The 16,798-nt window shown below is 51.3% G+C and carries 18 protein-coding genes; 15 read left to right on the top strand and 3 right to left on the bottom strand.

Annotated elements, in window-relative coordinates; all coding sequences use genetic code 11:
- Positions 1–290 precede the first annotated feature (290 nt).
- The 11 genes from ACFVYJ_RS03645 to ACFVYJ_RS03595 all read left to right on the top strand — a co-directional run bounded on the left by ACFVYJ_RS03645 (position 291) and on the right by ACFVYJ_RS03595 (position 12,877).
- A complete protein-coding gene (locus ACFVYJ_RS03645; protein WP_419413664.1) occupies positions 291–3,050 on the top strand; it encodes a motility hub landmark protein FimV in 2,760 nt (919 codons plus the stop codon).
- A gap of 1 nt (position 3,051) precedes the next feature.
- Positions 3,052–3,915: a tRNA pseudouridine(38-40) synthase TruA gene (truA, locus tag ACFVYJ_RS03640; protein ID WP_419413665.1), complete on the top strand. Its 864-nt coding sequence runs from the start codon at positions 3,052–3,054 to the stop codon at positions 3,913–3,915.
- Positions 3,916–3,976: 61 nt separating this feature from the next.
- On the top strand, positions 3,977–4,609 hold the full coding sequence (locus ACFVYJ_RS03635) for a phosphoribosylanthranilate isomerase (protein WP_419413666.1): 633 nt from the start codon (positions 3,977–3,979) through the stop codon (positions 4,607–4,609).
- Positions 4,587–5,807: a tryptophan synthase subunit beta gene (trpB, locus tag ACFVYJ_RS03630; RefSeq protein WP_419413667.1), complete on the top strand. Its 1,221-nt coding sequence runs from the start codon at positions 4,587–4,589 to the stop codon at positions 5,805–5,807. Before ACFVYJ_RS03635 ends, trpB begins: the two co-directional genes overlap by 23 nt.
- 21 nt (positions 5,808–5,828) lie before the next feature.
- A complete protein-coding gene (gene trpA, locus ACFVYJ_RS03625; protein ID WP_419413668.1) occupies positions 5,829–6,632 on the top strand; it encodes a tryptophan synthase subunit alpha in 804 nt (267 codons plus the stop codon).
- A 28-nt stretch (positions 6,633–6,660) separates the two neighbouring features.
- The gene (gene accD, locus ACFVYJ_RS03620; protein ID WP_419413669.1) at positions 6,661–7,590 is read left to right on the top strand and encodes an acetyl-CoA carboxylase, carboxyltransferase subunit beta; all 930 of its coding nucleotides are present in this window, start codon (positions 6,661–6,663) and stop codon (positions 7,588–7,590) included.
- 63 nt (positions 7,591–7,653) lie between these two features.
- Positions 7,654–8,922, top strand: a complete 1,269-nt coding sequence (folC, locus tag ACFVYJ_RS03615; RefSeq protein ID WP_419413670.1) for a bifunctional tetrahydrofolate synthase/dihydrofolate synthase — start codon at positions 7,654–7,656, stop codon at positions 8,920–8,922.
- Positions 8,923–8,928: 6 nt separating this feature from the next.
- Positions 8,929–9,486: an SPOR domain-containing protein gene (locus ACFVYJ_RS03610; RefSeq protein WP_419413671.1), complete on the top strand. Its 558-nt coding sequence runs from the start codon at positions 8,929–8,931 to the stop codon at positions 9,484–9,486.
- A gap of 97 nt (positions 9,487–9,583) precedes the next feature.
- Entirely contained in the window at positions 9,584–10,078 is a 495-nt protein-coding gene (locus tag ACFVYJ_RS03605) for a CvpA family protein (RefSeq protein WP_419413672.1), read from the top strand.
- A gap of 40 nt (positions 10,079–10,118) precedes the next feature.
- Entirely contained in the window at positions 10,119–11,642 is a 1,524-nt protein-coding gene (gene purF / locus ACFVYJ_RS03600; RefSeq protein ID WP_419413673.1) for an amidophosphoribosyltransferase, read from the top strand.
- Positions 11,643–11,656: 14 nt separating this feature from the next.
- The gene (locus ACFVYJ_RS03595; protein ID WP_419413674.1) at positions 11,657–12,877 is read left to right on the top strand and encodes an O-succinylhomoserine sulfhydrylase; all 1,221 of its coding nucleotides are present in this window, start codon (positions 11,657–11,659) and stop codon (positions 12,875–12,877) included.
- 25 nt (positions 12,878–12,902) lie between these two features.
- On the opposite strand, the gene thpR is transcribed toward ACFVYJ_RS03595, so the two are convergent.
- A complete protein-coding gene (thpR, locus tag ACFVYJ_RS03590) occupies positions 12,903–13,439 on the bottom strand; it encodes an RNA 2',3'-cyclic phosphodiesterase (protein ID WP_419413675.1) in 537 nt (178 codons plus the stop codon).
- A gap of 68 nt (positions 13,440–13,507) precedes the next feature.
- On the opposite strand from thpR, the gene ACFVYJ_RS03585 reads away from it, so the two are divergent.
- The 4 genes from ACFVYJ_RS03585 to ACFVYJ_RS03570 are packed head-to-tail and all read left to right on the top strand — an operon-like array spanning position 13,508 to position 15,708.
- Positions 13,508–14,482, top strand: a complete 975-nt coding sequence (locus tag ACFVYJ_RS03585; protein ID WP_419413676.1) for a tRNA dihydrouridine synthase — start codon at positions 13,508–13,510, stop codon at positions 14,480–14,482.
- A gap of 40 nt (positions 14,483–14,522) precedes the next feature.
- Positions 14,523–14,855, top strand: a complete 333-nt coding sequence (locus ACFVYJ_RS03580; protein ID WP_419413677.1) for a TfoX/Sxy family protein — start codon at positions 14,523–14,525, stop codon at positions 14,853–14,855.
- Positions 14,852–15,178, top strand: coding sequence for a cupin domain-containing protein (locus ACFVYJ_RS03575; protein ID WP_419413678.1), 327 nt, complete (start codon positions 14,852–14,854; stop codon positions 15,176–15,178). The genes ACFVYJ_RS03580 and ACFVYJ_RS03575 overlap by 4 nt, the downstream gene beginning before the upstream one ends.
- The gene (locus tag ACFVYJ_RS03570; protein WP_419413679.1) at positions 15,175–15,708 is read left to right on the top strand and encodes an O-acetyl-ADP-ribose deacetylase; all 534 of its coding nucleotides are present in this window, start codon (positions 15,175–15,177) and stop codon (positions 15,706–15,708) included. Before ACFVYJ_RS03575 ends, ACFVYJ_RS03570 begins: the two co-directional genes overlap by 4 nt.
- Before the next feature lie 62 nt (positions 15,709–15,770).
- Here the strand turns inward: ACFVYJ_RS03570 and ACFVYJ_RS03565 are convergent, their stop codons facing one another.
- Both ACFVYJ_RS03565 and ACFVYJ_RS03560 read right to left on the bottom strand, forming a co-directional pair.
- Entirely contained in the window at positions 15,771–16,190 is a 420-nt protein-coding gene (locus ACFVYJ_RS03565) for an Hsp20 family protein (protein WP_419413680.1), read from the bottom strand.
- 141 nt (positions 16,191–16,331) lie between these two features.
- Complete coding sequence (locus ACFVYJ_RS03560) at positions 16,332–16,742, bottom strand: immunity protein Imm33 domain-containing protein (protein ID WP_419413681.1); 411 nt, start codon at positions 16,740–16,742, stop codon at positions 16,332–16,334.
- Positions 16,743–16,798 lie beyond the last annotated feature (56 nt).

The following is a 16,798-nucleotide window of genomic DNA, read 5'->3' as shown; positions in this document are numbered from 1 at the left end:
AGGTATGGCTTTTATTATCAGTGTATTACCAGTAGTGTCAGCATCAGCCCTGTGCTCAAGTAAAACAGGACTTTAAATCTAGACGCTATGGCCGATAAATGGATATTGTTAGCTGAGAAGCTGGCGTAGCGGGTACCGCCAATGGCGTCGGTAGCTTATTCGGAGTGTCAGAAGTCCAATCGGTCTCTTGACCCCCGGCCCGTTTATAATCAATACTTCATGCAAGTTATCTAAACGCAACCCTCTGATTTATCCAGAATTTTTGAGGGTGGGGGAACAGGGACAAGACAATGTGGCAAAAACATGCTGTTGGCCTTGCCGTAGCAGGGATCATTACCGCCACCAATGCCCATGCGCTTGGGCTGGGTGAGATTAAAGTTATTTCCGCGCTAAATGAGCCTTTGAGTGCTGAAGTAAACTTGCTGCAGGTTAAGCAGCTCAATGCATTACAGATTCATCCCAGAATGGCAGATGTTAACGACTATGCCTTGGCAGGTTTAGAGCGCCCCTATTTTCTGTCGGGTATACGCTTTCAGGTAAAGGTCCAGCCTGATGGTTCCGGTAAAATTATCATTACATCCGATCAGCCAATGCGCGAGCCGTTCCTGAACTTCCTCATGGAAGTGAACTGGCCGAATGGGCGCTTGGTGCGTGAATATACCCTATTGCTTGACCCTCCGGTGTTTGAGCCTGCGCCAGTGAAACAGCAGGTTTCGCCTGCAGCTTCAACAACGGCGGTACCGGAAAAAAAGCCAGTTAGGGCTGAAGCTGTTACACCCCCGGCCTCTCAGGCTTCTCGAGTAACCACCTCAGCCCCAACTGCTGATAGCCCAGCGGCTGCACCTACTGTAACAAATAATGATGTACGGGTCGGGCGCAAAGATACGCTTTGGGCACTGGCGATTAACAATAAGCCAGCGGGTATTTCTCCCCAGCAGTTGATGATTGCCTGGTTGAAGAAAAACCCTGATGCTTTCATTGATGGCAATATCAATCGTTTGAAAGCGAATGCGATTTTGAAGATGCCTTCCGCGGAAGAGTTTGCTTCAGTAACCCCCGCTCAGGCAGCGGAAGAGGTTACACGTCAAACGCAGATGTGGCAGAGCAAACGTGCTAAACCCGCGCCGCAAAAAGTGGCTTCACAGTCGGCTCCGGAAGAACCCGCGACGCCTGAACCTGAAGAAAAACCGGCAGCAAGTCGTCCTGAGCCAGAGATTGCATCTGACGATGCTGAGTTGAAAGTCGTCGCCCCGGAAGAGCCTGCAGAGGGTGTAGCACAAGCTGACGATGCCGAATCCGATGCAGCGGCATCCGCGGCTGAAGCAGCGGCGGAAGATCCATTGGCAGTTTTGCAAACGCAAAATCAAGATCTCGAACAGCGCCTGAATGACAGCCTTGAAGCAGCAGATCAGACGGCTCGCGAGAATGAAGCCCTCAATGAGCGTTTGGATGCAATACAGCAGCAGTTAGAATCTTTACAGCGGATGCTGGAATTAAAAGATCAGGAGCTGGCCAGCCTCCAGTCTGAATTCGCCAAGGCACAGGCGGAGCCAAAGTCTGAATCCAACCTGCTTGAACAGTTGATGGCATCTCCTATGGTGTTGATTGGCCTGGCAGCAGGGTTGGTTATCTTGTTGCTTGGTGCACTGTTTGCGCTGCGTAAACGCAAACCAGAAGATGGCGCGGATAGTGATGCAGTAGTTCCTGCTACCGCTGCGGTTGCGGGTGCTGCTGTGGCGGCTGAAGCAGAACCTGCTGCGGAATTAGAATCTGAAACAGCTGTTGAAGAGGTTGCCGCTGCGGTTGCTGTAGAAGAAGCCGCAGAAGAAGTGACTGAGACTGAGCAGGTTGAGCTGCCAATAGTCGATGAAGAAGATACTGACCTGAGTGAGTTCGATGATCTGGATCTGGATATGGATCTTGATCTGGAAGATGATGAAGCTGGTCGAGTGCTCGGTACGTTGCAGGAAGATACCGATAACGGTGAAGTCCTTCTGGAAGATGAAGAATTTGACCTCGCGTTACCTGAAGCTGATGAAAATGACGAAGATGACAGCGCCGCAGTAGAGGGTACTGCTGAGATCGAAGAATCAGACATCTCAAGTGATCTTGATGACATTCTGGGTGAAACCCCAGAGCCAGAGCCAGAAGCTGAGCCCGAGATCGATCTCTCAAGTGACCTGGATGATATTCTTGGCGACGTTGAGTCAGCACCTGCTGTGGAAGAAGAACTGTCATTGGACGAAGTTCTGACTGAATCTGATCAGGTTGAAGCCCTGGCGGATGCCGAAGAGCTTGATGAATTGCTTCAGATGCCTGAGCAGCCATCAGATTCTGTAGTTGAGGAAGAAACGCTGGCAGTTGATGATGACCTCGAGTTCGATCTAGGTGATCTGACCCCGCCAGAGGCAGAGACAGAGACAGAGACAGAGGCGACACCGGCACCTGTGGCTGAGTCTTCGGTTTCAGTGGCAGAGGATGACCTTGAGTTTGATCTCTCCGACATTCCGGAAACGCCAGAGGAAATCAGCGTACCAGAAGAAGAAAGTGCAGAAGATGGGCTGGATTTCGATCTGGATCTTGACCTGGATATCCCGACTGATGCCCCAACGCAGACTGCTGATGAGCCGGTAGCTGCAATGGCGGATGATCTGGACTTGGATCTGGACCTGGATGATATTCAGTCCGAACCAGAAGCCGAGCCAGAAGCGGCAGCAGCGCTAGAATCTGCAGCAGAAAAACCGGCAGAGCAAGCGTTCTCTGAAGAGCTGGATTCTGAGTTGGATGAGTTGCTTGGCGCGACAGATAACGATATCGAACTGGAAGAATCAGGTGCCGACGATCAGGATGAGGACTTTGATGCATTAGCAGGGTTGAATCTGCTGGAAGGTGCAGATGAAGTCGAAACCAAGTTGGATCTGGCGCGTGCCTATATGGATATGGAAGATCTGGAAGGCGCCAAAGACATCCTGCAGGAAATCCTCAGTGAGGGTAATGCTTCCCAGAAACAGGAAGCCGAAGCTTTGATGAATACCCTTAACGAAAGCTAATATGTCAGAATCCGATGTAACTGCCACAGTGGTGGCACCAGAAGGGGCGACTACGGTCGCCCCTTCTTATCGTTATGCACTCTGTATTGAATATGCTGGCGCGGCATATCGCGGTTGGCAGATACAGAAAGATCACCAGGCCAATAGTGTGCAGGCAGAAGTAGAGCGGGCATTGGCTAAAATTGCCAATCATCCGGTGCATGTCATCTGTGCCGGCCGCACTGACGCTCGGGTCAATGCCACCTATCAGATCATTCATTTTGATAGTCAGGTACAACGCACCGAACGGGCTTGGGTTATGGGCGGCAATACACACCTACCTGATGATATCGCTATCTGCTGGGCCAAGCCGGTCAGTGATGATTTCCATGCCCGGTTTTCTGCATTGGAGCGGCGTTATCGTTATTTGATCTATTCCAGTTCAGTAAAACCAGCCGTGTTGGCAAGAGGCGTAACCTGGACTTATAAAGACCTGGATGTCGAGCGGATGCGTCAGGCGGCTGCGCATCTTATTGGTGAACATGATTTCACTTCATATCGGGCGGTTGGTTGCCAGGCAAAAAGCCCAGTACGGCACGTCAGAGCGCTGGACATTTATCGCTGTGGACAGCTGATTGTGCTGGATGTGACTGCTAATGCGTTCTTACATCATATGATTCGTAATTTTGCAGGGGTACTGATGAAAATTGGTGCTGGGGAAGCCGAGCCTGGCTGGGCAAAGACAGTGCTTAACGCACGTGATCGGCGCCAGGGAGGGGTGACAGCACCGCCGTTTGGTTTGTATTTCGTTGATGTTAAATACCCAGTTGAGTTTGCGCTGCCCGAATCTTCTATTGGACCCTATTTCCTTGCGCCGCGAGACTGACGCGGCCCCCCACAATCTGCTAATATCTCGGGCCTGCCCTGAAACCTGATGTGCTGGTGTCATGCGAACCCGAATTAAAATTTGTGGAATAACCCGTCTTGAGGATGCCTATGCAGCCATTGATGCGGGCGCAGATGCGCTGGGATTTGTGTTTTATCCCCCGAGCCCGCGTTATATTGAACCATGTAAAGCCGCTGCGATTATCAGCCAGTTACCCGCGTTTGTGACTACTACTGGATTATTTGTAGACGAACAAGCCAGCCTGATTGATCAGATCATCATGGAGACACGTATAGGCCTAATACAGTTCCATGGTAAAGAAACTGCGGACTTCTGCGGTGGTTTTTCCAAGCCCTATATCAAAGCCATGCGCATGAAACCGGGTCTGGATATTGCTGCTGCAGCGAACCAGTTTTCTGCTGCTCAGAATCTATTGCTGGATGCCTATCAGCCGGGCGTACCCGGCGGTACCGGTGAAGTATTTGATTGGCAGCGCATTCCCGCCGATCTGGCTGCTAAGGTAATCCTTGCTGGTGGGCTTGATTGTGATAATGTGGCGGACGCCATTTTGACGGTACAACCCTACGCTGTTGATGTCAGCGGGGGGGTGGAACAGGGTAAAGGCATCAAAGATGCCGCAAAAATAACAGCGTTTGTAAAAGAGGTTAACCGTGCCGACTCCAACCGATCTTAAAGCACTTTCTCAGTTGCCGGACAGCCATGGTCACTTTGGGCCTTATGGCGGTCGTTTTGTCTCTGAAACCCTGATGGCTGCATTAGAGCAGCTGGAAGAGACTTATGAGAAGCTGTGGCATGATCCAGAATTCCAACGGGAGTTTGATTACGATCTGGCGCATTATGTTGGACGTCCATCACCGCTTTACCATGCCAGCCACCTGTCAGCTAAAGTTGGTGGCGCACAGATCTATCTGAAGCGGGAAGACTTGAATCATACCGGTGCTCACAAGGTGAATAACACAATCGGTCAGGCGCTGCTGGCTAAATATACCGGTAAGCCGCGCGTGATTGCTGAAACCGGTGCCGGTCAGCACGGTGTTGCCACCGCTACGGTTGCTGCGCGACTGGGCCTGGAATGTCAGGTCTACATGGGCGCAGAAGATGTGCAGCGTCAGGCGTTGAACGTATACCGTATGAAACTGCTGGGGGCTACGGTAATTCCGGTAGAGTCAGGTACTCGTACGCTCAAAGATGCCATGAACGAAGCGATGCGCGACTGGGTAACCAACGTCGACAACACCTTCTATATCATCGGTACTGCTGCCGGTCCGCACCCTTATCCAAAACTGGTACGTGACTTTCAGTGCATTATTGGTCGTGAAGCACGCCAACAATGTCTCGAAATGACGGGTCGACTACCCGATGCACTGGTTGCTTGTGTGGGTGGTGGTTCCAATGCCATTGGCTTATTTCATCCGTTTATCGAAGATGCCTCAGTACGTATGATTGGTGTTGAAGCCGGTGGTTACGGTATTGCTACTGGCCAACATGCCGCGCCGTTGTCTGCCGGTCATCCCGGTGTGCTCCATGGTAATCGAACCTATTTGATGTCCGATGATGCCGGACAAATTCTGGGCACCCATTCAGTGTCTGCTGGGTTGGATTATCCTGGGGTTGGTCCGGAGCATGCGTTCCTTAAAGATTCTGGCCGGGCTGAATATGTTGATGCCACCGATGAAGAGGCAATGGATGCTTTCCGGATGTTGACCCGAATTGAAGGCATTATGCCTGCGCTTGAGTCCAGTCATGCAGTGGCATATGCCATGAAACTGGCCAAAGAGATGGACAAAGATCAGACCATCGTCGTGAATCTGTCCGGTCGCGGCGACAAGGACATACATACCGTCGCTCAAATTGACGGTATCAATATCTGAATCAGTGGAACACAAAGTATCATGAGTCGAATTTCTTCCTGCTTTGCTGCCCTTAAAGCCGATGGCCGCAAGGCATTGATCCCTTACGTCACTGCCGGTGATCCTGCGCCGGCGGTTACTGTACCCCTGTTGCATGCTCTGGTGGATGCCGGTGCAGACATCATCGAACTCGGTGTGCCATTTTCCGATCCAATGGCAGATGGCCCGGTGATCCAGCTAGCCTGTGAACGAGCGTTAAATCATGACGTGCGTCTACTCGATGTGCTGGATATGGTCAAAACCTTCCGTGAGCAAGATCAAAAAACGCCAATCGTGTTAATGGGATACCTGAATCCGGTTGAGGCGTTAGGATATGAGGCCTTTGCTAAGGCTGCTCAGGCGGCAGGTGTTGATGGCGTTCTCACCGTAGATCTGCCACCTGAAGAAGCAGAGCAGTTTACTGTTATTATGCAAGCACATGAAATTGATACTATTTTTCTGTTGGCACCAACCAGCAGGGAGTCACGTATCAAAAGTATTTGTGAGCATGGCAGTGGTTACCTGTATTATGTTTCTGTCAAAGGTGTTACCGGTTCTGCTTCACTGGATGTGGACGAGGTTGAATCACGTCTCGATCTGGTACGTCAGTACACCGACCTGCCGTTAGGGGTTGGTTTTGGTATCAAGGATCCTGCATCTGCTAAACAGGTGGCTCAGGTTTCAGATGGTGTTATTGTTGGTAGTGTATTGGTGAATAAAATCGCTGACCTGGTTAAAACTCCAGAGCAGATTCCGGCACAGGTTGCGGCGATTATTAAAGCGATGCGAACAGAGATGGATAGCTGATCAGCGGGATCAGGAAAGGGTTTGAAGCATGAGTAATTGGCTGGAAAAAATTGTACCTTCATTGGTTCGGTCTGAGCGCAAACGGGCTGCTGTCCCTGAAGGTTTGTGGAAAAAATGCCCCAAATGTGAGGCGGTACTGTATCGCCCCGAACTAGAAACAAATCTAAATGTTTGCCCCAAATGTGACCATCATATGCGTTTGGGTGCCCGCAAGCGGCTCGAGTTGTTTCTGGATCCTGATAACCGTCAGGAGATTGCCAATGATGTCACCCCGGTTGATCGCCTTAAATTCAAAGATTCCAAGAAGTATAAGGATCGACTGACTTCAGCGCAGCGTGATACCAATGAAAAAGACGCGCTGATCGCCATGCGCGGTGAACTGGAAGGTATGCCTATTGTGGCAGTTGCGTTCGAGTTTCGCTTTATGGGTGGTTCTATGGGAGCGGTGGTTGGTGAGCGGTTCGTGCGCGCCGCGAATATCAGTTTGCAGGAACGTATCCCCCTGATTTGCTTTGCGGCTTCAGGTGGTGCGCGGATGCAGGAAGCCTTGTTCTCCCTGTTTCAGATGGCAAAAACCAGTGCAGTACTGGAAAAGCTGCGTCAGGATGGTATCCCGTATATCTCGGTACTAACTGACCCTGTGTATGGTGGTGTTTCTGCATCGCTGGCAATGCTGGGTGATCTGAATATCGGCGAGCCAAAAGCACTGGTCGGCTTTGCTGGCCCCCGCGTTATTGAGCAGACGGTGCGGGAGAAGTTGCCCGAAGGTTTTCAGCGCAGCGAGTTTCTGCTGGAGCACGGGCAGGTTGATATGATCATTCCACGGGGCGAGCTGCGTGAGCGCCTGTCCGCTATTTTGCGTAAGCTGGGACATAGCCTGGCGGTGCCAGTGCTAGAGCCGGTTGAGGGTGAAGTTGTGGAAGAAACCGTTGATAGCCCTGCTGACGCAGATAAATAAGACTGTCCAGGTATTGAGCTAAGGCCGTCGCTCTGCGTCGGCCTTTTTTTCTGAGTAAACAGCATGACCCAACCGCCTCACTCCACGCGCACTCTTGCCGACTGGCTGCTTTGGATGGAGCAATGCCACCCATCTGAAATCGAGCTTGGCTTGAGCCGTGTCAGCCAGGTAGCTGAACGTTTGGCTGTTGATCTCAGCGCCAGCCGGGTGGTCACGATTGCCGGTACCAACGGCAAGGGCTCCACCGTTCGCTATTTACAGACCATCTATCAGCTTGCTGGTTATCGGGTAGGTTGTTATACCTCGCCGCATTTCCTGCATTACAACGAGAGGATAGAGCTGAAGGGTCAGCCTGTATCAGATGCACAGTTATGTGCAGCGTTTGCGTCTATTAATCAGGCACGTGGTGATATTGCACTGACTTACTTTGAGTTTGGTACCTTGGCAGCGCTATTGATCTTTAGCCAGGAAAAACCTGACCTGGTGCTGCTGGAAGTAGGGCTTGGGGGTCGTTTAGATGCTGTTAACATCGTCGATCCAGACGTTGCCGTAGTTACTACCATCGCTTTGGATCATCAGGATTGGTTGGGTGATACCCGAGAAGCTATTGGCTTTGAAAAGGCCGGTATTTTCAGGTCAGGCAAACCGGCAGTGTGTGGTGATCCCGACCTGCCAAATTCGGTTGTGGCAACCGCTCACAAGTTGAATGCACCACTGTATAGAACTGGCTATGAGTATGGTTGGACCGACACTTCTGATTATTGCCAGTTTAACGGTCAGGATGTCGGGGGGCGGTCCTGGGTATTAAGTGATATCCCAAGGCCAATGTTGCCCGAAGCCAATGCAGCCACAGCGTTACAAGTGACTGCTCTGCTCGATTTGCCGTTATCTAATACGGTGCGTCGGCAGGGTATTGCTGAGGCGCGATTGACCGGCAGAATGCAGAAACTCGAATATCGCGGCATAAATTTTTGGTTAGATGTGGCACATAACCCCGAGGCAGCTGAACTGTTGGCACAAAGGCTGTCAGATAAGGGGGGGACTGCGGTGATTGTATTGGCGATGCTCAAGGATAAGGACCGCGCGGCGGTTGTTGCAGCGTTGGCACCACAGGTGCAGACGTGGCACCTGGCGGATCTGCAGGTACCACGAGGAGGAACAGCCGCGGAGCTTGCAGCCCTGCTACCTTCTACCGCAGAGGTTAACTTGCATGGCTCAGTAACGGATGCCATTGGCGAACTTCTGCAAGGGGAAATTCTGCCGCAGAATGTTATTATTGCGGGATCATTTTATACCGTTGCCGAAGCGTTGAGCGTTTTGGACAGGGAATAAGCCGTTATGCAGCAACAGATTAAATACCGCTTGGTGGGGTTCGCCGTGATTTTGGTGTCTTCGGCGATTCTGTTTCCGCTGCTGTTTAGCGGTGCGGGTTATGAGGAGCGGCATCTGGTCAGTCAGATACCCGAGGCGCCTCAGCGGCCGGAGGTTTTCAAAATTGAGCCACAATCTAAAGCGTTGCCGGATACCACTGAGCCCGGCGCTGCAAACACTGCTGTTGGCCTGCCTCAGGTGCCGGAACATGTCGCCAAGGCACTGACTGATGCGAAACAGCAACCTGAATTGGATCTCAGAGATGACCAGCCGGTCCTTGATCAGCAGGGTGTTCCTGTGTCCTGGACATTGCAACTGGCCAGCTTTAAGGATGAAAGTAATGCCCGTAGCTTGCGCCGACAGCTGATTAACGAGGGGTATAAGGTGTTCACCCGTAAACAGGGAGAGCTGGTCAAGGTTTACGTGGGACCCGAAATGCAGCGCAGTCGGCTGGAAGGCCTCAAAGCGCAGTTGCAAAAGGATATGGGTCTGGATGGAATCATTGTTCGCTTTACGACGCAGTAAACCGGGCATGAAATCTTATCCGGTACAGGTATTTCCTTTTTTATCACCGACTAAAGTCTGTTAAAATGCGGCCTGTTTTTTCTAACGGCAGAAGACGATGAACTGGGCTGACTGGACCATCCTTGTCATTATTGCGATTTCAAGCCTGATCAGCTTGAGACGCGGTTTCGTACGTGAAGCCTTGTCTCTGTTGACCTGGGTCGCAGCTTTCATCATCGCCCGTCTATTTTCTCAATCACTCGAAGTTCTGCTGCAGCCATATATTCAAACACCATCGGTCCGGCTGGGTGCGGCTTTTGCTATTCTCTTCATTATCACACTGGTGATAGGTGCTCTGCTCAATAAACTGATTGGTCTGCTGGTAGACGCGACCGGTCTAAGTGGTACCGACCGTGTGTTAGGTATTGGTTTTGGGGCCGCTCGAGGCGGCCTGATTGTGGTGGTTTTAGTGGCTCTGCTTCGCATGAGTCCTGCCATCAACGATCCCTGGTGGTTGGAGTCACAGTTGATTCCCCACTTTGTTCTTATGGAAAACTGGACCAAGGATGCTGCCCGCGATATGGCGAGCCTGATTTGGAACGCCGGTCGGTAAAGTTTTCGTTTAGTAAGTTAGCACTTTGAGGTGAAGTTGAATGTGCGGCATTGTTGGTATCGTAGCCAAAACCCATGTTAATCAGACCATTTATGATGCTTTGACGGTGCTGCAGCACCGTGGGCAGGATGCGGCGGGTATGGTGACCTGTGAGGGTAACCGTTTCTTTCTGCGCAAGGATAATGGCCTGGTTAATGAAGTGTTCCGCACCCGCCATATGAAACGATTGGTGGGTAATGTCGGTATTGGCCATGTGCGTTACCCAACGGCTGGCAGCTCCAGTTCAGCCGAGGCTCAACCGTTCTACGTTAACTCACCCTACGGTATTGCGTTGGCCCATAATGGTAACCTGACCAACGCTGAAGAGCTGGCTGATCAGATGTTTCGTGCCGATCTGCGCCATATCAACACCACATCAGATTCCGAAGTACTGCTGAATATCTTTGCCCATGAGCTACAAAGACAGGGCAAGCTGCAACCACAGGCTGAGGATATGTTTTCTGCAGTGCGCCGGGTGCATGAACGCTGTAAGGGCGGTTATGCCGCTGTGGCTGTTATTACGGGTTACGGCATTCTGGCATTTCGCGATCCAAATGGTATTCGCCCGCTGACGTACGGCAAGCGGGAAACCGCGCAGGGTACTGAATATCTGGTGGCTTCAGAAAGTGTTGCGTTGGATATCGCCGGCTTTACACGGGTGCGTGATATTGCACCAGGTGAAGCAATCTATATCGATATGCAAGGTAACGTATTTACCCAGCAGTGCAGTGATAACACCCAGCTGGCACCTTGCCTGTTTGAATTTGTGTATCTAGCGCGTCCTGATTCCATTATTGATGATGTCAGCGTGCATAAATCACGTATGCGTATGGGTAAATGTCTGGCGGAAAAAATTCTCCGTGAGCGTCCAGAGCATGACATCGATGTTGTTATTCCTATTCCAGACACCAGCCGTACCTCGGCGATGGAAATGGCGCTTGAACTGGGTGTCACTTACCGAGAAGGTTTTATCAAAAACCGGTATATCGGCCGTACCTTTATTATGCCGGGGCAGACCGAACGTGCACGCTCTGTTCGGCGTAAGCTCAATCCTATCGGGTTGGAATTTAAGGACAAAGTGGTGATGTTGGTGGACGACTCTATCGTCCGTGGCACTACCTCGGGTCAGATTGTGCAGATGGCTCGCGATGCTGGTGCGCGTAAAGTGTATTTTGCTTCCGCCGCACCGGCCGTTAAATACCCTAACGTCTACGGAATTGATATGCCGGCGGCCAATGAGCTAATTGCGCATGGTCGGACAGATGAGGAAGTGTGTGCAGAAATCGGTTGTGACTGGTTGGTTTATCAGGACCTGGAAGATCTGAAAGGCTGCGTGGGTGACGGCAACCCAGATATTAAAATCTATGATACCTGCGTATTTGACGGTCAATATGTCACTGGTGACGTGGATGAGGCATATCTGGATCGTCTGAGTATGGCGCGTAATGATGCGGCGAAAACTGGCTCGGAAAGCCGGGTAATTGCCAGCAATGAATCTTCCAATCTGTGTAGCAAGATCGATTAAGGAGCCATAGTTCCATGTCCATAGCGGATTATGAACGCCTGCAGCGTATTCAGTTTGAAGCCGAGGGTTACGGCCAGTCGACTCAGGCCGTCCGTGCTGGACAGCATCGTTCGCTGGAAGGGGAGCACAGTGACCCGATCTATGCGACCTCCAGTTACGTGTTCTCCAGTGCTCGTGAAGCGGCTGCGCGCTTTGGTGGTGATGAAGCCGGCAATATCTATTCTCGCTTTACCAATCCTACAGTGCAGTTTTTCGAGGAGCGTATTGCTACGATGGAAGGTGGCGAGCGCGCTGTAGCCACTGCGTCTGGAATGGCGGCAATTCTGAGTACCTGCCTGGCGCTGCTACAGCAGGGTGACCATGTTGTTTGCTCGCGCAGTGTGTTTGGTTCGACTGTATCACTGTTCGAAAAATACCTGACCCGTACCGGCATCAGCACTACCTTTGTTGATCCCACTTCTATTGATGCCTGGCGTGAAGCGATTGTACCGGAAACAAAAATGCTGTTTTTGGAGACGCCCTCCAATCCACTGGCCGAACTGACCGATGTGGTCGCGGTTGCCGCGCTGTCTAAACAGCATGAGCTGCTGCTGGTCGTGGATAACTGCTTCTGCACACCGGTATTACAGCAGCCGATCAAACAGGGCGCTGACATTGTGATTCACTCGGCGACCAAGTATCTGGATGGTCAGGGTCGTTGCATTGGTGGTGTGGTTGTCGGGCGTGATAAAGAGATGGAAGAGGTATATGGCTTTATCCGCACGGGTGGTGCCTGCCTGAGTCCGTTTAATGCATGGGTGTTTTTAAAAGGGCTGGAAACTCTGCGTTTACGTATGGATGCCCATTGTCGCAATGCTCTGGACATGGCGCTTTGGCTGGAACAACAGCCGGGCATTGAGCGGGTATTCTATGCCGGCCTGCCAAGTCACCCACAGCATGAGCTGGCGAAGCAGCAGCAAACCGGTGGTTTTGGTGGTGTATTGTCATTCGAGGTTACCGGTGATCAGGCAGCCGCCTGGCGCTTTATTGATGCCACTGAAATGGTCTCAATCACCGGCAATCTAGGGGATGTGAAAACCACCATTACACATCCGGCGTCCACAACTCACGGCAGAATGACTGCTGAAGCACGCGCTGAGGCGGGTATTCATGACAATCTGATTCGTCTCTCGGTCGGCATTGAAGACCTGGACGATATCAAGGCCGATATGTGCCGTGGTTTGGCCGCCATCTGATCTGTCCAGCGCCTGAGGTTTAACGTCAGGCGCTGGGTTCTTCCGCCAAAAATACCGCTTCTGTGGTATGCAGCGCGCCATCCGGTCGTAGCTGACTGCTTTTAAGCACAAACTGATCCACGCTGAATGGCGCTTTGAACGCTGCCAGATTACTGGCCAGCTGTGTCATCAGTTCAGGTGACAGGCTTTGACATCTGCCCAGAGTAATATGTGGTCGGTAACGACGGCGACCAACGTGAAAACCCTGTTGGTCAATACAGTGGTGCAGCTTTTGTTGTAGCCGCTGTAGGCCTTCATTGGCTTCAATACCCAGCCAGACGATCCCGGAGGGAAAATGCCCGACACCACTGCAGATCAGCTGAAAAGGTTCAAATTCAATTTCGGCAATTGCCGTTAATAGAGGGTCGAACTGGTCCGGTGCGACCTCACCGATAAATACCAGAGTAATATGCATTTGCTCTGGCAGACTCCAGCGCATATCGGTGTCGTAGCCACTTGGAAGCAACGGGTTGAGTTGTTCTGACAGGCGTCGGGGCAGGTCAATGGCGGTAAATAATCTCATGTTCGGTACTCACCCGGCTTCTGCTTTATAATGGTCGCTTTTCACGGACAGTTTAGCCTGACATATCTATGAATATTATTCTCGCCCCGATGGAGGGTGTTGTCGATTTCACCATGCGAGACCTGCTGACCCGGGTCGGTGGTATTGACCGTTGTGTCACCGAATTTGTCCGGGTGAGTGATCGGATTTTGCCTGCAAGGGTGTTTCGTCGTATCTGTCCAGAACTACTTCAGGGGGGGCGTACGCTGGCTGGCGTGCCAGTGGTTTTACAGCTCCTAGGTAGTGATCCAGTGCTGCTGGCGGGAAATGCCCGGAAAGCTGCGAAACTAGGGGCGCCGGCGATTGATCTCAATTTTGGCTGCCCCGCAAAGACAGTTAATCGCAGTCGTGGTGGTGCCGTTTTACTGGATGAACCTGACTTAGTCCATGCTATCGTTAAAGCAGTACGTCAAGCGGTGCCAGCCGATGTTCCGGTGAGTGCCAAGATGCGACTGGGGAATAAAGATAAGGGCCTGGCACTGGAAAATGCAGCAGCCATTTGCAGTGCAGGCGCTACCAGCCTGGCGGTACATGCCCGAACCAAGCTTGAAGGTTATCGCCCACCGGCGCACTGGGAATGGATTGCGCGCATTCGTGAGCAAGTGGCTCTCCCAGTGATAGCTAATGGTGAAGTCTGGAGTGTTGAGGATTACCACCTGTGTCGCGAGGTCAGTGGTTGTGCCGATGTGATGATTGGTCGCGGTTTAATTGCCAAGCCAGACCTGGCCAATATGATCGCGCTGGATCGGGCACAGCAAACCGGCGATGAAATGGCTTGGCGTATGGTTGTTCCCCTAGTATTACAATACCTTGAGCAGATTGAACGTGATATTGCAGCACGTTATGTACATGGCCGGATTAAACAATGGTTACAGCAACTACAGCGGGAATACCCTGAGGCCGCTATGCTATTCCAGCAAGTTAAAACCCTGCGTCAGCCGGAGCAAATCCGCCAGGCGATATATCAATCCATCGGAGCTACTCACCGCACTGCTGTCGCTTAGTTTTTCACTGCTACACTACCTTTGTGGACAAGGAGTAGTTATGGCTAATTCACCAGCATTTATTGACTATTTGTTAGATCAACTGTCGCAACAGCGGTCTGTAACTTCGCGTCGGATGTTTGGCGGGCATGGTTTTTTTTGTGATCAGCTTATGTTTGCACTGGTGGTAGATGATCAGCTTTACCTTAAAGCTGATCATGCACTGGCTGATTGTTTTTTGCAGTGTGGCTGTCAGCAGTTTACTTACCTGAAACAGGGTAAATCTGTCCAGATCAATTATTACACTGTACCCGAGCAGGCAATGGATGATGCAGACTTGCTCAACCAATGGGCCGAGTTATCTGTTCAGGTTGCCCGAGCTCAGGCGGCATGAATCTGTTTGCAGACCTGCCTGAAGATCTGTTGAAGACAGAGCAGTTTGATACGCTGTTAGAAAAAAGCGGAGTCAAAATAGAGCGCATTATTTCCTCCGGTCAGGCCACCCCTGATGGCGAATATTATGATCAGGCCTGGGATGAATGGGTGGTGTTGTTGCAGGGGACAGCAACCATAGAGCTGCTTGCAGACAAACAAACAGTGACCTTGGCCGCAGGTGATAATTATTGGCTCCCCGCCGGTTGTCGGCATCGCGTGATTTATACCAGTAGCGCGCCCAAGGCCATCTGGCTGGCAGTGCATATTGGGCTTAAAACATGAGTCGTTCAACCATCGACAAACTCAGCATCGTGGTGGCTGATATTACTCAGTTGCAAGTGGATGCCGTGGTTAATGCTGCTAATGAAAGCCTGTTAGGCGGCGGTGGGGTGGATGGTGCCATTCATCGTGCAGCGGGGCCGGCGCTTCTGGTGGCTTGCCGGGAATTGCAGGGTTGCCCGACCGGTAATGCCAAAATGACTCAGGGTTTTCAATTGCCGGCCCGGTATATTATTCATACGGTGGGGCCAGTTTGGCACGGTGGCAATCACGGAGAAGCTGCTTTGTTAGCGCGTTGCTATTGTTCGGTCATGGCATTGGCGCAACAGTACCAGCTTAAGAGTATCGCTTTTCCTGCTATCAGTTGCGGTGTTTATGGTTATCCTTACACGCAAGCTGCTGAGATTGCATTACAAACGGTGTTGGCTGAACTTAATGGTCTACAGGCGTTGCAGCACGTGATCTTTTGTTGCTCTAGCGAGCTCATAGCACAGGCTTATCGAGATCAGTTCATGCGCATGCGATTGATGTAGCGCGAGCATATTTTGACTACAAAAAAGGAGGCGAATGCCTCCTTTTTATTCGCCGGATCGGCTTAGTGCTCTATGGCAATCGTGCGGGGTTTCATGGCTTCTGGAATTTCATGTACCAGATCAACATGCAGTAAACCATGTTCGATTGTGGCGCGCACCACTTTTACATGATCAGCCAGCTGGAAACGGCGTTCAAAGTTTCTGGCTGCAATACCCTGATACAGGTATTGTTTATCGTGCAGCTCTTCCGCTTTCTGGCCAGTAATGGTCAATGCGCCACTTTCACTCTGAATGCTCAGCTCTTCACGCTCAAAACCTGCGACAGCCATAGTAATGCGGTATTCGTTTTCGCCTAATAGTTCGATGTTGTAGGGCGGGAAACTAGGTTGATTATCAGAACGACTGGCGGTATTCAGCATGTTTGCTAGACGGTCAACGCCGATAGCGGATCGGTACAGGGGAGATAGGTCAAATTCACGCATGGTTATATCCTCATCAAGCAATATAGGTTGTTAACCCGTCCTAAGACCGGGTTAAGCCGACCCATCAGGCGCCGGCATACCACTTAGATAGGGATGGTCTCATAAATTTCAAGCGTTTTTTTCGTTGCTGCCCAGGAGTGACTATTTTTCGGGGAAGTCATCGACATCATTAGTGATGTGCACCGGAACATTGGCTGCAGGTATTTTGAAGTCATAGACGCGCTCCCAGCCATCACTGTCGGGGGTACGCTCCCATACAGTGCCTGCGTTATAACTCACCAAAGGTTCCAGTGAAGGATCGAGCTTGCAGACTTTGTCCAGATCCACTGGTAGCAGGTTGGTTTGTTCGTCCTGCAGGAAGGCCTCATCTTCATAACCGGTAAACATCCGCCAGCCAGTGTCATTAAGGTGTTCGGGTACCGTTTTGTATATAAAGCGGATCGGTAGTTTTTCTTCAAAGCACAGGCGGGACACTAATGCGAGAAACCCGTTCTTGGTTTGGTTGGTTTCGTTCTCGGCTGTGGTGAGCTGATCAATATTTGGGTTTTTCATCTGCGGCCATGTCGGAGTTACAAAAAAAGCTATTTTAAACTGGTAGCGGTCAGATG

The sequence above is a fragment of the Pontibacter sp. JAM-7 genome (genome assembly GCF_048548695.2).
In the GTDB taxonomy this organism is placed as follows: Bacteria; Pseudomonadota; Gammaproteobacteria; order Pseudomonadales; family Balneatricaceae; genus Neptuniibacter.
This window is presented reverse-complemented; position numbering and strand designations above follow the sequence as displayed.

What these genes read in the sequence shown, in the direction of transcription:
- ACFVYJ_RS03565 (WP_419413680.1), bottom strand. Translation starts at nt 16,190, where the DNA reads ATGCGTGAATTTGACCTATCTCCCCTGTACCGATCCGCTATCGGCGTT.
- thpR (WP_419413675.1), bottom strand. Translation starts at nt 13,439, where the DNA reads ATGAGATTATTTACCGCCATTGACCTGCCCCGACGCCTGTCAGAACAA.
- ACFVYJ_RS03570 (WP_419413679.1), top strand. Translation starts at nt 15,175, where the DNA reads ATGAGTCGTTCAACCATCGACAAACTCAGCATCGTGGTGGCTGATATT.
- folC (WP_419413670.1), top strand. Translation starts at nt 7,654, where the DNA reads ATGACCCAACCGCCTCACTCCACGCGCACTCTTGCCGACTGGCTGCTT.
- accD (WP_419413669.1), top strand. Translation starts at nt 6,661, where the DNA reads ATGAGTAATTGGCTGGAAAAAATTGTACCTTCATTGGTTCGGTCTGAG.
- ACFVYJ_RS03610 (WP_419413671.1), top strand. Translation starts at nt 8,929, where the DNA reads ATGCAGCAACAGATTAAATACCGCTTGGTGGGGTTCGCCGTGATTTTG.
- trpA (WP_419413668.1), top strand. Translation starts at nt 5,829, where the DNA reads ATGAGTCGAATTTCTTCCTGCTTTGCTGCCCTTAAAGCCGATGGCCGC.
- ACFVYJ_RS03575 (WP_419413678.1), top strand. Translation starts at nt 14,852, where the DNA reads ATGAATCTGTTTGCAGACCTGCCTGAAGATCTGTTGAAGACAGAGCAG.
- ACFVYJ_RS03595 (WP_419413674.1), top strand. Translation starts at nt 11,657, where the DNA reads ATGTCCATAGCGGATTATGAACGCCTGCAGCGTATTCAGTTTGAAGCC.
- ACFVYJ_RS03605 (WP_419413672.1), top strand. Translation starts at nt 9,584, where the DNA reads ATGAACTGGGCTGACTGGACCATCCTTGTCATTATTGCGATTTCAAGC.
- ACFVYJ_RS03585 (WP_419413676.1), top strand. Translation starts at nt 13,508, where the DNA reads ATGAATATTATTCTCGCCCCGATGGAGGGTGTTGTCGATTTCACCATG.
- ACFVYJ_RS03635 (WP_419413666.1), top strand. Translation starts at nt 3,977, where the DNA reads ATGCGAACCCGAATTAAAATTTGTGGAATAACCCGTCTTGAGGATGCC.
- ACFVYJ_RS03645 (WP_419413664.1), top strand. Translation starts at nt 291, where the DNA reads ATGTGGCAAAAACATGCTGTTGGCCTTGCCGTAGCAGGGATCATTACC.
- purF (WP_419413673.1), top strand. Translation starts at nt 10,119, where the DNA reads ATGTGCGGCATTGTTGGTATCGTAGCCAAAACCCATGTTAATCAGACC.
- ACFVYJ_RS03560 (WP_419413681.1), bottom strand. Translation starts at nt 16,742, where the DNA reads ATGAAAAACCCAAATATTGATCAGCTCACCACAGCCGAGAACGAAACC.
- ACFVYJ_RS03580 (WP_419413677.1), top strand. Translation starts at nt 14,523, where the DNA reads ATGGCTAATTCACCAGCATTTATTGACTATTTGTTAGATCAACTGTCG.
- truA (WP_419413665.1), top strand. Translation starts at nt 3,052, where the DNA reads ATGTCAGAATCCGATGTAACTGCCACAGTGGTGGCACCAGAAGGGGCG.